The 12,295-nt window shown below is 63.7% G+C and carries 12 protein-coding genes; 3 read left to right on the top strand and 9 right to left on the bottom strand.

The window, feature by feature from the left end:
* The first annotated feature begins 83 nt into the window (after nt 1–83).
* The 3 genes from IEW63_RS07460 (at nt 84) to lipA (ending at nt 4,294) form a co-directional block, all read left to right on the top strand.
* Complete coding sequence (locus IEW63_RS07460; RefSeq protein ID WP_188635972.1) at nt 84–1,364, top strand: lytic murein transglycosylase; 1,281 nt, start codon at nt 84–86, stop codon at nt 1,362–1,364.
* Nucleotides 1,365–1,550: 186 nt separating this feature from the next.
* A complete protein-coding gene (locus tag IEW63_RS07465; RefSeq protein WP_188635973.1) occupies nt 1,551–3,128 on the top strand; it encodes a TerC family protein in 1,578 nt (525 codons plus the stop codon).
* Between the two features lie 110 nt (nt 3,129–3,238).
* Complete coding sequence (gene lipA / locus IEW63_RS07470; RefSeq protein ID WP_188635974.1) at nt 3,239–4,294, top strand: lipoyl synthase; 1,056 nt, start codon at nt 3,239–3,241, stop codon at nt 4,292–4,294.
* Nucleotides 4,295–4,332: 38 nt separating this feature from the next.
* Here the strand turns inward: lipA and lipB are convergent, their stop codons facing one another.
* From lipB to rsfS, 9 genes are all read right to left on the bottom strand, one after another.
* Nucleotides 4,333–4,971, bottom strand: a complete 639-nt coding sequence (gene lipB, locus IEW63_RS07475) for a lipoyl(octanoyl) transferase LipB (protein WP_188635975.1) — start codon at nt 4,969–4,971, stop codon at nt 4,333–4,335.
* Nucleotides 4,968–5,243, bottom strand: a complete 276-nt coding sequence (locus tag IEW63_RS07480) for an HP0495 family protein (RefSeq protein WP_188635976.1) — start codon at nt 5,241–5,243, stop codon at nt 4,968–4,970. Before IEW63_RS07480 ends, lipB begins: the two co-directional genes overlap by 4 nt.
* A gap of 13 nt (nt 5,244–5,256) precedes the next feature.
* Nucleotides 5,257–6,390, bottom strand: coding sequence for a D-alanyl-D-alanine carboxypeptidase family protein (locus IEW63_RS07485; RefSeq protein WP_188636078.1), 1,134 nt, complete (start codon nt 6,388–6,390; stop codon nt 5,257–5,259).
* Nucleotides 6,391–6,496: 106 nt separating this feature from the next.
* Nucleotides 6,497–7,384 carry a septal ring lytic transglycosylase RlpA family protein gene (locus IEW63_RS07490; RefSeq protein ID WP_188635977.1) on the bottom strand — a complete coding sequence of 296 codons (888 nt, stop codon included), beginning with the start codon at nt 7,382–7,384 and terminating at the stop codon, nt 6,497–6,499.
* Nucleotides 7,381–8,400 carry a lytic murein transglycosylase B gene (gene mltB / locus IEW63_RS07495; protein ID WP_188635978.1) on the bottom strand — a complete coding sequence of 340 codons (1,020 nt, stop codon included), beginning with the start codon at nt 8,398–8,400 and terminating at the stop codon, nt 7,381–7,383. Before mltB ends, IEW63_RS07490 begins: the two co-directional genes overlap by 4 nt.
* 24 nt (nt 8,401–8,424) lie before the next feature.
* Nucleotides 8,425–9,567: a rod shape-determining protein RodA gene (gene rodA / locus IEW63_RS07500; protein WP_188635979.1), complete on the bottom strand. Its 1,143-nt coding sequence runs from the start codon at nt 9,565–9,567 to the stop codon at nt 8,425–8,427.
* A complete protein-coding gene (mrdA, locus tag IEW63_RS07505) occupies nt 9,564–11,447 on the bottom strand; it encodes a penicillin-binding protein 2 (RefSeq protein ID WP_188635980.1) in 1,884 nt (627 codons plus the stop codon). The genes rodA and mrdA overlap by 4 nt, the downstream gene beginning before the upstream one ends.
* Before the next feature lie 3 nt (nt 11,448–11,450).
* Nucleotides 11,451–11,918: a 23S rRNA (pseudouridine(1915)-N(3))-methyltransferase RlmH gene (gene rlmH / locus IEW63_RS07510; RefSeq protein WP_188635981.1), complete on the bottom strand. Its 468-nt coding sequence runs from the start codon at nt 11,916–11,918 to the stop codon at nt 11,451–11,453.
* A gap of 6 nt (nt 11,919–11,924) precedes the next feature.
* The gene (gene rsfS, locus IEW63_RS07515) at nt 11,925–12,281 is read right to left on the bottom strand and encodes a ribosome silencing factor (RefSeq protein WP_188635982.1); all 357 of its coding nucleotides are present in this window, start codon (nt 12,279–12,281) and stop codon (nt 11,925–11,927) included.
* Nucleotides 12,282–12,295 lie beyond the last annotated feature (14 nt).

Raw genomic sequence — 12,295 nt, forward strand, 5'->3', positions numbered from 1 at the left:
ACAGCAATAGCCGCCCCGGCGGTGCGTTTCCGATAACGCGCATGCTACAGTGGGCACGAACCTGAAATGCCGGAAGCCGATACATGTCCAGATTGCCTCTTCGCTCTGCAGCCCTGTTCCGAACGCTCGTCGCCGTGGGTACCGGTCTGTTGGTTCTTACCGCCTGCGCCGAGAACCGTCTGGAAGCGTCGGTGCAACCCGGAACGGACACACCCGCGGCAACCGAGACCACCCAGAGCTTCAGCCAGTGGCGCAACACCTTCCGCCAGCAGGCGCTCGCCCACGGTATTGATGCCAGGCTGTTCGATGCCACCTTTCAGGGCCTGGAGCCTGACCCGGCCGTGCTCAACGCCGATCAGAGCCAACCCGAATTCACCCGTCCGGTATGGGCCTATCTCGAAGGTGCCCTGTCTACCCAGCGCCAGGCTACCGGCCGGGTGATGCTCAACCGCCATGCTGCGACCCTGCAGCAGATTGAGGCGCGCTACGGCGTGGACAGGCATATCCTGGTCGCCATCTGGGGGCTGGAAAGCAATTTCGGCAGCAATATGGGCGACCGCTCGGTGATCCGCTCGCTGGCCACCCTCGCCCATCAGGGGCGCCGCTCCGGTTTTGCCCAGACCCAGCTGCTGGCGGCGCTGGAGATCCTCCAGCGTGGTGATGTGTCGGCCGCTAACATGACCGGCTCCTGGGCAGGCGCCATGGGCCAGACCCAGTTCATCCCCACCACCTATAATGACTACGCCGTGGACTTTGACGGTAACGGCAAGCGCGATATCTGGCACACCGAGGCGGATGCCCTGGCCTCGGCGGCCAATTATCTGAACGCTTCCAACTGGCAGCGTGGCGCACCCTGGGGCATGGAGGTACGGATGCCGGAGGGATTCGACTACGCAGCGGCAGACATGTCCATCCGCAAGACGCTTGAGGAGTGGGCGCAGCTCGGCGTGACCGATGCCCGGGGGCGAGCCCTGACCAGCCATCTGCACGAGCCGGCTACCCTCATCCTGCCCGCCGGCTATCGTGGGCCCGCCTTTCTGATCATGAACAACTTCCGCAGCATCCTGCGCTATAACAACTCCACCAGCTATGCACTGGCAATCAGCCTGCTGGCGGAGCGTCTGCAGGGCGGCGGGCAGATCGTTGCCAGCTGGCCGACCGATGACGAGCCGCTGTCACGCAGCGAGCGGGTCGAGCTGCAGGAACAGCTGGAAGCCCAGGGCTACGAGCCCGGTGCCGTGGACGGCATCATCGGCGCCAATACCCGGCAGGCCATCCGGCGCCTGCAGATGGCCCTTGGCTGGCCGGCGGACGGTTACCCGGACCGGCAACTGCTCAAGGCCCTGCGTCAGACCTCTCGGTAACCGATAGCAAATCTCCAATTGTCGGCAGCCGCAAGAAAGCGTATAAGGTCTTTTCCAATGGCAACCGGTTTACCGTTTTGAACTCTGTCCCTCCCCGAACATATGCGATGACAGACCGTCTTCGCACTCTCTCCCTACAATTCGATTCATCAGTGGCTGCATACGCCGTACCCGTGGAGGCAATCCGTGTTTGAGTGGATAGCCGATCCCACCGTATGGGCGGGCCTGTTTGCGCTGATCGCCCTGGAAATTGTCCTGGGCATCGACAACCTGGTGTTCATCGCCGTTCTGGCAGAAAAGCTGCCACCCAACCAGCGGGACAAGGCCCGGGTCATCGGCCTGTCACTGGCACTGGTCATGCGATTGATACTGCTGATGAGCATCGCCTGGCTGGTCACGCTGACCAACCCGCTGTTCCACATCGGCGATCACCCGGTGTCCGGACGTGACATCATCATGCTGGCCGGTGGTCTGTTCCTGCTGTTCAAGGCCACCATGGAGTTGCACGAGCGGCTTGAAGGGCGCCAGCATGTGAGCGGTGCCCGCATCGCCTATTCCAGCTTCGGCGTAGTGGTTACCCAGATCGTCATTCTCGATGCGGTGTTCTCCATCGACTCCGTGATCACCGCCATCGGCATGGCCGACGAACTCGCCGTGATGGCGATCGCGATGATCGTGGCCATGGCCATCATGCTGCTGGCCAGCAAGCGGCTGACGCGCTTCGTCAACGCCCACCCGACACTGATCATCCTGTGTCTGGGCTTCCTGCTGATGATCGGCTTCAGCCTGATCGCCGAGGGCGTTGGCCTGCACATTCCCAAGGGTTATCTGTACGCAGCGATCGGCTTTTCGATCATGGTCGAGTTCTTCAACCAGCTGGCACGTCACAACAAGCAGAAGTGGCTGAACACCGGGGGCAACCTGCGCGAGCGCACCGCCAACAACATTCTGCGCCTGCTGGGCAAGGCCGACGAGGCCGAGCAGCTTGATGCCGACAGCTCGGCCAGCGAGGATGACCCCGCGCCGGTCTTCCACGAGAACGAGCGTGACATGATCCGCGGCGTGCTGAGCCTGGCCGACACCAATATCAAGGCGCTGATGACCCCGCGCCGGGAAGTGCATGCACTGGACCTGAGCACCAGCCTGGAAGAACAGCGCCAGCAGCTGCTGGACTCGCCCTACTCGCGCCTGGCGGTGATCCGCGATGGCAAGCAGGACGAGCCGCTGGGCATCGTGCAGAAGAAGACCCTGCTGGCGGCCATCCTGCGCGGCGGCGAGCTCGATCTGGAGCAGTACATCGAGCAGCCGGTGGTGCTGTTCGAGACCCAGAGCGCGATCAAGGCGCTGGAAGCCTTCCGCCATGAGGGCAAGCAGATGGCTTTCGTGGTCGACGAGTTCGGCACCCTGGAGGGTATTGTCAGCCTGACCGACATCATGGAAGCCATCGCCGGGGACCTGCCGGAGATCGAACAGGGCATGGGGATGACGCCCAGCGTCGTGGAACTGGAGCCCGGACGCTACGATGTGGATGCCGGCGAGAATCTGGAGGACATCAACCGCCAGCTTCCCGTGCCGCTGCCACGCAACCCGCTCTATACCACCCTCGCCGGCCTGATCCTGAACCACCTGGAGCACATGCCCGAGAAGGACGAGATCCTGTCGGTGGACGAGTGGCAGATCCGCATTCTGGAAATCGAGCATATGCGCATCGCCCGGGTGGAGCTGACCCGCCTCGAGAACGGCAGTTCGCAGCACGGGGAGTAACCCCGTGCTGCGGCACCAACCGGGACCCGCTGTGGTAAACTGAGCGCCGGCCACAAGCCGATGTTCGTGTCACTCTACCCCAGTGAATGCATGCCAGGAGCCCTGAACCGATGTCTGACAACCCGCCCCCCCATGTTGCCAGTGGTGAGAAGTTCCGCACCGCCCAGGGCATAACCGCCATCAAGGACGGCCAGAAGAAACGCCGTACCCCTGCCGAACAAGCCACGGTCTTCGAGCCCAAGCCCAGGTGGCTGCGGGTCAAGGCGCCGGGAGGCGATCGCTTCGAGGCGGTCAAGCGCAACGTCAGCGAGCATCGTCTGAGCACTGTATGCCAGGAGTCCCACTGCCCGAACATGGGCGAGTGCTGGTCCAATGGTACCGCCACCATCATGCTGATGGGGTCGGTATGCACCCGTGCCTGCCGCTTCTGCGCCGTGGACACCGGCAATCCCAACGGCTGGCTGGATCACGAGGAGCCGGAGAACACCGCTCGCTCGGTGGAGCTGATGGCGCTGCGCTACATCGTGCTGACCTCGGTAGACCGTGACGACCTGCCCGACGGTGGCGCCGCCCACTATGCCGCCTGCGTCCGGGCGATCAAGCAGCGGACGCCGCAGGTGGTGGTCGAGGCGCTTACCCCCGATTTCGATGCCGACCTGTCGGCTGTGGAGCTGGTGGTGGATTCGGGCCTGGAGGTCTTTGCCCAGAATGTCGAGACGGTAGAACGGCTGACGCACGAGGTACGCGACCCGCGTGCCGGCTACGCCAAGACGCTGAAGGTGCTGGAACATGCCAAGCGCCACCGGCCGCAGGTGCTGACCAAGACCAGTCTGATGGTCGGCCTGGGTGAGACCGACGAGGAGATCATGCAGACCTTCCGCGAACTGCGGGAGATCAACGTGGATATCGTGACCCTCGGCCAGTACCTGCAACCCACGCGCAATCACCTGCCGGTCAAGCGCTGGGTCAGCCCTGAGGAGTTCAACCGGTTCCGTGATCTGGGCCTGGAGATGGGCTTCATGGAGGTGGCAGCGGGGCCGCTGGTCCGCTCCAGCTACCGTGCCGACCGGGTATTCGAGAAGAACAATCTGGGTCTGGCAGCACCGGGGGCCGTCCCCGGGCAGACCGTCGATGCCAACCTGATCCCGGCGCTCAATATCAAGTAACCGGTCACCCCATGGAGGGCGGGCGCCAGCCCGCCCGCTCAGGCGTTGCCTGCCACCCCGCCATAACCCAGTCGCCTGCGCAGGACCTTCTCCAGCCGCCGGGCCACTTCACCGATATCAACCGGCGCGGAGACCTGTTCGCCCAGCTGGGTCATCCGCAGACCGCTGTAGCCGCACGGATTGATGCGACTGAAGGGTTGCATATCCATGTCCACGTTCAGCGCCAGGCCATGGAATGAACAGCCCCGGCGTACCCGCAACCCGAGCGAGGCGATCTTCGCGCCGTCCACATATACGCCCGGGGCGTCCGGCTTCGGTGCAGCTTCCACGCCGTAGCCGGCCAGCAGTTCGACCAGACTCTCCTCCATGGCGGTCACCAGTTCGCGTACGCCCAGACCGCGCCGGCGCAGGTCGAGCATCAGATAGCCCACCAGCTGACCCGGCCCGTGATAGGTGACCTGGCCGCCACGCTCGACCTGGATCACAGGGATGTCGCCGGCCGCCAGCACATGCTCGGCCTTGCCTGCCTGCCCCTGGGTGAATACCGGGGGATGCTGCAGCAGCCAGATTTCGTCCGGCGTGGCGGCATCACGCTCGGCGGTCAGCCTGCGCATGGCGTCGAGAGTGGGCTGGTAATCCACCAGCCCGAGGTGGCGAACGATCAGCTCCGCCATCACAGTACCATGTGCACCTGGCCGGTCGCCTTGAGGTCAGCATGCAATTGCTGCAGCTGCTCTTCACTGGTGGCGGTGATGACCAGTCGCAGGGACTGGAAACGGCCGTTCTTGCTGTCCTGCACCTGCAGCCGGCTGGCGTCGAGCGCAGGGTCATGTCTGCGTACCACCTCCAGCACCTGCTCGGTGACCACCAGGCCCGCATTGCAGATCACCTTGATCGGATAGTCGCAGGGGAACTCGATCTTCGGCGCATCGGGGGTCTTGTCACTCATGGCTGCGCTCCGCTCAGTTGAACAGGCCGTAGAAGAACAGCCGGATGCTGTCCCACAGACGACCGAACAAGCCGGCCTCCTCGACATCAGCCAATGCCACCAGCTCGCCGGTGTGAACCACCTCCTCGCCCATCTTCACCTCCACCTGGCCCAGTACGTCGCCGGCGGCGATCGGCGCCTTGATGGTCGAGTCCAGGGTGACGGTGGCTTCCAGTTTCTCGGCCTGACCCTTGGGCAGGGTCAGCACCAGCCCGTCGGCGAGCCCTGCATCAACCTGAGCGTCCTTGCCAGCCCATACCCGGGCGGTGGAGATCACTTCGCCCGGCTGGTAGAAGTGGCGGGTCTCGAAGAAGCGGAAGCCCCAGGTGAGCAGCTTCTGCGTTTCGGCGGCCCGGGCCTGCTCGCTGACGGTGCCCATAACAACCGAGATCAGCCGCATGCCGTCGCGCTTGGCCGAGGCCACAAGGCAGTAACCGGCTTCATCGGTATGGCCGGTCTTGAGCCCGTCGACAGTGCTGTCGCGCCAGAGCATCAGGTTGCGGTTGGGTTGGCGGATGTCGTTCCAGACGTATTCCTTTTCCTTGTAGAGCTGATAGTGCTCGGGATCATCCTCGATGATCGCCTTGGCCAGGATCGCCATGTCGCGGGCACTGGAAACGTGATTCTCGCCCGGCAGGCCGGTGGAGTTCTCGAAGTGGGTATTAGTCATGCCCAGTCGGCGGGCATGGCTGTTCATCAGATCGGCGAAGGCCTCTTCGCTGCCGGCGATATGCTCTGCCACCGCCACACTGGCATCGTTACCGGACTGGATGATGATCCCGCGCAGCAGGTCGATCAGCGGCACCCGATTGCCCACTTCGATGAACATCTTCGAGCCGCCCATGCGCCAGGCCTTCTCGCTGACCAGAACCTCGTCCTCCTCCTTCAGCTGACCACGCAGGATTTCCATGCTGGCGATGTAGCTGGTCATCATCTTGGTCAGGCTGGCCGGCGGCAGCGGCGTGTCGGCATTGTGCTCGGTCAGCACCTTGCCGCTGTCGGCATCGATCAGCAGATAACTGGTCGCCGCGACAGTGGGCGCCGGCGGCATCAGCGGCGCCGCGGCCTGGGGCTGCGGCTGTGGCTGCGGCGTTTGCGCCGCGACCATCGGGACCAGCAGCACGGCAGTGGAAACCAACAGGGAATGGATAATCTTCTTGAACATGGTGCTCACTGTCTTGGATGTGTATGTTGAACGCAAGGTCGCATGCCCGTCAGTTGGTACTGACCAGCGTCGGGCTGCCCAGATTTGCCAGGCGCAATCTTTCCATCAGCTGCTGCGCTTCATCATGGCTGTCGACCGGCCCCAGACGGACGCGGTGCAATGTGCGCGCGTCGACCTCGACCGGACTGACGAATACCGGTGCCTGGACCAGTCCCTGTATTTCACGCCGCAACTGCTCTGCGGCCTGGTCCGAAGCGAAGGCGCCCACCTGCAGATACAGGCCGCCCTCCAATGCCGCCGTCTGCGCGGCCCGGCTCGCCGACCGGGGCTGAGCCGCGGCCACCGAGGCGGCACCACCGTTCTGCTGCTGCCAGACGACCGGGTCGATCCCTTCCACCCGGACGCGGGCAGTACCGCGCTCGGCAAAGCCGAGCTTGACCGCCCCTGCATAGGACAGGTCGATGATGCGGTCGGAATGGAACGGACCGCGGTCATTGACCCGCACGATTATACTGCGTTGGTTGTCCAGATTGGTCACCCGGACGTAGGTCGGCAGCGGCAGCGTCTTGTGCGCCGCCGTCATCCCGTACAGGTCGTAGTTTTCGCCATTGGCGGTCAGCTGGCCGTGAAACTTGGTGCCGTACCAGGAGGCCAGGCCGGTCTCCCGATAGTTGCGGCCATCCTGCATGGGCGTGTAGCTGCGGCCGAGCACGCTGTAGGGTGAGGCCTTGTAGGGGCCGTAATGCGGCGTCGGTACGGCATCGGGAATCTGCGATACGTCCCGGAAATAGCTCGGCGCGCCGTCCTGCGCCGGGCGGGTCGCGGCCACTCCGCCGCTGTCACTGCGCTTGCCGGGCGAGGATGAACAGGCTGCCAGCAGCGCCATCAGCAGGCAGACGGCAACGGCACGGTGGCGGCCGCGCAACGGCTTGATCATTGGTCCCTCGCTTCCCTTATCAGGTCGGCCAACTGATGCACGACCATAGCGTACATCACGCTTCTGTTGTACCTGGTTATAACATGCAGGTTGTTCAGACCCAGCCAGTATTCCTTATGTTCCCCGGCGTCGAACTCGAAGGCCATCACCTGCAGATCATCGTCCAGTTCCTGCTGCGGTTTCCAGCCAAGCGCCTTCAGCTCGCCCACGCTGATCTTGGCCTCCAGCCCGCGATCCAGGGTGAACCCTTCGGCGTATCTGTCGCCGCTCACACTGGCCTGGACCGCAACGGTCTCGCCATGGCGCCAATTATGCTCGGCAAAATAATTGGCGGCGCTGCCGATGGCATCGGCGGGGTTATCCCAGATATCGCGCAGACCGTCGCCATCGAAGTCCACAGCATAAGCCTGGTAGCTGCTGGGGATGAACTGGGGGTAGCCCATGGCACCGGCGTAGGAGCCGGTCAGCTTCAGCGGGTCCACCTGCTGCTCTCGGGTCAGCACCAGAAACGACTTGAGCTGGCGGCGGAAGAAGTCGGCCCGTGGCGCGTAGTCGAAGCCGAGGGTGGTCAGCGCGTCGATTACCCGCCAGCTGCCCTTGTTGGCGCCATAGGCGGTCTCCACGCCGATGATCGCCAGAATCACCTCCGGCTCGACGCCGTAGACCTCCTCGGCCCTGTCAAGAATATCCGCATGCCGGTTCCAGAAGGTCACACCGTCGGCGATGCGCTTGTCGGTGATGAAGATCTTGCGGTACTCGTGCCAGGGTCTTACGCGCTCAGCCGGCCGGGAAATGGCCTGGATGATGGCGTCCTTGTGCTCGGCCTCGGCCAGCAGGTTGCGAACGTGCTGGGGGTCGAAGCCGTATTCCAGCCGCATCTCCTCGACGAAGGGTTCCACCGCCGGATGATCCGCAGTGTAGTTGCCGGTCGCCAGCACTGCGGAGCTGGCCATAAACGCCCCCGCAGCCAGGGCCCGGGCGAGCAAGCGAGTCGAAAACCGATGAATCATGTGCATTCCTGACCTTCCATTAATCCGATCTCATCCCTGGCTCATCCATTTGCGGTGCGTATGGACAGACATCAGGATGCCGAAACCCGCCAGCAGCGTGATCAGCGAGGTGCCGCCGTAGCTGATCAGTGGCAAGGGTACGCCGACCACGGGCAGCAGACCACTGACCATGCCGATATTAACGAATACGTAGACGAAAAAGGTCAGCGTGACGCTGCCGGCGAGCAGTTTACTGAATGCGTCCTGGGCATGGTGGGTGATGAACAACCCACGGGCGATCACCAGCAGATATACCAGCATCAGCAGGGAAACGCCTACCAGGCCGAACTCCTCGGCCAGGACCGCGATGATGAAGTCGGTATGTCCCTCCGGCAGGAAATCCAGGTGTGACTGGGTACCCTGCAGCCAACCCTTGCCGAAGACGCCGCCCGAGCCGATGGCCGCCTTGGACTGGATGATGTTCCAGCCGGCGCCCAGGGGGTCGCTCTCCGGGTTGAGCAGCGTCAGTACCCTCTGCTTCTGGTAGGCATGCATGACGAAGAACCACATCGCCACTGCGCCCGGCACCAGCAGCACCAGTGCGCCAAGGATATAACGCCAGCGCAGGCCGGCCAGCAGCAGGCCGAAGAAGCCGGAGGCGGCGATCAACAGGGTGGTCCCCAGGTCAGGCTGCTTGAGGATCAGCACCACCGGGACGAAGATGATCAGCAGGCATATGCAGACATGCCTGAAGCGCGGAGGCATCTCCCGGCGGCCCAGGTACCAGGCGACACTCATGGGCATGACCAGCTTCATGATCTCCGAGGGCTGAAAGGTGATGACACCGGGGATACGCAGCCAGCGCTGAGCCCCCTTGGCCTCGGTCCCTACCACCAGCACCGCCATCAGCAGCAGTACCGAGAGGATGTAGGCTGGCGGCAGCCAGCGCTCCATGAGACGGGGCTGCAGCTGGGCAATGAACAGCATCACCGCCAGGCCGATCGCGTAGTGGGCCCCCTGCCGGTAGACCATGCCCATGTTCTTGCTGCTGGCCGAATACAGGACAAAGCCGGCGACGGTGGCGAGCACCAGGATCAGCAACAGCAACCAGGGATCGACATGCAGCCGCATCCACAGGGGGTCACGCCGCAACCCACGGGGGTTGGGGGGTGATATACCGGACAACGGTTTCATGGTGCGGCATCCTCCTCGGCTGGGGCATCCTCTTCCGGCTCCGGATCGGGCTCGGGCAACAGCCAGGCGTCAAAGAGCGTGCGGGCCACCGGTGCGGCCACCCGACCTCCGGATTCGCCATTCTCCACCATCACTGCCACGGCAATCTTCGGGTCATCCGCCGGCGCAAAGCCGACGTACAGCGCATGGTCACGGTGCCGCTCCTGCAGGGCAGCGGAGTCGTAACGGGCTCCCTGGGCGATGGCCACCACCTGCGCGGTCCCGGTCTTGCCTGCTATGCGATAGGGTGCGCCGAGCGCTGCCGCCCTGGATGTGCCGCGCTCACCATGCATCACTTCCTCCATGGTATCGATGATGAAATCCCAGTCGTCGGGGTTCTTCAGCTTCACGTCCGGCGGCGTGTCGGTCTCCTGCGGTGCTACACCGTCTGCATGGGCCAGCAGGCGCGGCCGCTTCCAGACGCCCCTGTTCGCTATCAGCGCGGTGGAGTGGGCCAGTTGCAGCGGGGTGGCCAGCATGTAGCCCTGACCGATGCCGGTGATCAGCGTTTCGCCGGGGTACCAGGGCTGGCGGCGTGAGGCCCGCTTCCATTCACGGGACGGCATCAGTCCGGCAGACTCCTCGAACATGTCCAGCGAGACCCGGCTGCCGAGGCCGAACTGGCTCATGAACTCGTGCATGCGGTCGATGCCCAGTTTATGCGCGAGGTCGTAGAAGTAGGTGTCATTGGAACGGGCCATGGCCAGCTTCATGTCCACCCAGCCATCGCCGTAGCGGTTCCAGTTGCGGTACTTGTGGCTGTTGTTCGGCAGCTGATAGAAGCCGGGGTCATATACCCGCGCCGTGCGGGTGGTGACGCCATACTCCAGCCCGGCCAGCGCGACGATCTGCTTGATGGTCGAACCGGGCGGATAGAGCCCGCGCAGCACACGGTTGAACAGCGGCTGGTCGATCGAATCCCGCAACGCGCCGTAATCCTTGTGGCTGATGCCGGTGACGAAGAGGTTGGGGTCGAATGAAGGCTGGCTGACATAGGCCAGCACACCACCGGTCTGGGGCTCGATGGCCACTATCGCACCGCGTCTGGCACCCAGCGCTTCCTCGGCGACCGCCTGCAGGCGACTGTCCAGGTGCAGGGTCAGATCCTTGCCCGACTCCGGCTCGGTTCGCTTGAGCACCCGCAGCACGCGGCCGCGGGCATTGGTCTCGACCTCCTCATAGCCGACCTTGCCATGCAGCAGATCTTCATAGAAGCGCTCGACCCCGGTCTTGCCGATATAGTGCGTACCGGCATAGGCGACCCGGTCGATGCGCTCCATCTCCCGCTCGTTGATCCGCCCGACATAGCCGACGGCATGGGCAAAGTGCTCGGCCTGGGGATAATGACGGACGAAGCTGGCCTGCACCTCGATGCCCGGCAGGCGGAACTGGTTGACGGCGATACGCGCGATCTGATCTTCGGTCAGGTTGAACATCACCGGCACCGCCTCGAAGGGTCGGCGACGCTGATCCAGGCGGCGTTTCAGCTGCTCGATATCCTCGTCGCCGAGCTCCAGCAGCTCCTTTACCAGTGCTACCGTGGCGTCGAGGTCCGGTACCCGTTCACGGGTGATGTTCAGACTGAAACTGGGGCGGTTTTCCGCCAGCACCACACCATTGCGGTCATAGATGCGCCCGCGCGATGGCGGTATCGGCTGCACGTGGACCCGGTTGTTTTCCGACAGCGTGGAATGATGCTCGTACTGCACGACCTGCAGCCAGAACATGCGGGCCAGCAGACCACCGCTGAGCAGCAGGATGAAGAGGACCGCGAGAATGATCCGGCGCTGGACGATGCCGGCCTCATTCAGATGGTCCTTGATGCGGATCGGCTTGGCCATGGATCACTTGTGGTAGGGGTGGCGGGTCAGAATGGTCCAGGCGCGGTAGAGCTGTTCGGCCAGCAGGATGCGTACCAGAGGATGGGGCAGTGTCAAGGGTGACAGTGACCAGCGCTGATCACTGCGCGCCATGACCTCGGCGGGCAGTCCCTCAGGGCCGCCCACCATCAGGTTGACCGTACGGGCCTCCAGACGCCAGTTCTCCAGCTGCTCGGCCAGGGCTTCTGTCGACCAGGGCCTGCCCTCCACTTCCAGCGTCACAATGCGGTCGCCCGGCTGGGTGGCCGCGAGCATCTGCTCGCCCTCGCGGCGCATCAACCTGGCGACGTCGGCATTCTTGCCGCGGGTGGCCAGCGGAATTTCCACCAGCTCCACCGGCAGATCGGCGGGCATGCGCTTGGCATACTCGGCGTAGCCCTGCTCAACCCAGCGCGGCATGCGGGATGCCACGCTGATCAGGCGAATGCGCAAAGCGGGTTACTCCGCAGTCGGCTGCTGCTCGCGGCGGGATTCGGCGCTCTGCCAGAGCTTCTCCAGATCGTAGAACTGGCGGGTCGCCGGCTGCATGATATGCACGACGATATCACCGAGGTCCACCAGCACCCACTCGCCGGATTCCTTGCCTTCGATACCCAGAGGCCGCAGACCGGCCTCCTTGACCTTCTCGATCACGTTGTCGGCCAGCGCCCCAACCTGACGGTTGGAGCCACCACTGGCAATGATCATGTAATCGGTCACGCCGGTCAGCTCGCGCACATCGATACGTACCACGTCCTTGGCCTTGAGCTCGGCCAGCGCGTCTTCCACGGTCTTGATCAGATCATCAATCTGCATAAGGCATTCATTTC

Origin of the sequence: Halopseudomonas pertucinogena (assembly GCF_014646575.1) — a bacterium.
Taxonomy (GTDB): domain Bacteria; phylum Pseudomonadota; class Gammaproteobacteria; order Pseudomonadales; family Pseudomonadaceae; genus Halopseudomonas; species Halopseudomonas pertucinogena.

Bases quoted from the DNA above. Each gene is read 5' to 3' on its own strand.
- IEW63_RS07460 (WP_188635972.1), top strand. From the start codon at position 84: ATGTCCAGATTGCCTCTTCGCTCTGCAGCCCTGTTCCGAACGCTCGTC.
- lipA (WP_188635974.1), top strand. From the start codon at position 3,239: ATGTCTGACAACCCGCCCCCCCATGTTGCCAGTGGTGAGAAGTTCCGC.
- IEW63_RS07480 (WP_188635976.1), bottom strand. From the start codon at position 5,243: ATGAGTGACAAGACCCCCGATGCGCCGAAGATCGAGTTCCCCTGCGAC.
- IEW63_RS07485 (WP_188636078.1), bottom strand. From the start codon at position 6,390: ATGGTCGCGGCGCAAACGCCGCAGCCACAGCCGCAGCCCCAGGCCGCG.
- IEW63_RS07490 (WP_188635977.1), bottom strand. From the start codon at position 7,384: ATGATCAAGCCGTTGCGCGGCCGCCACCGTGCCGTTGCCGTCTGCCTG.
- mltB (WP_188635978.1), bottom strand. From the start codon at position 8,400: ATGCACATGATTCATCGGTTTTCGACTCGCTTGCTCGCCCGGGCCCTG.
- rodA (WP_188635979.1), bottom strand. From the start codon at position 9,567: ATGAAACCGTTGTCCGGTATATCACCCCCCAACCCCCGTGGGTTGCGG.
- mrdA (WP_188635980.1), bottom strand. From the start codon at position 11,447: ATGGCCAAGCCGATCCGCATCAAGGACCATCTGAATGAGGCCGGCATC.
- rsfS (WP_188635982.1), bottom strand. From the start codon at position 12,281: ATGCAGATTGATGATCTGATCAAGACCGTGGAAGACGCGCTGGCCGAG.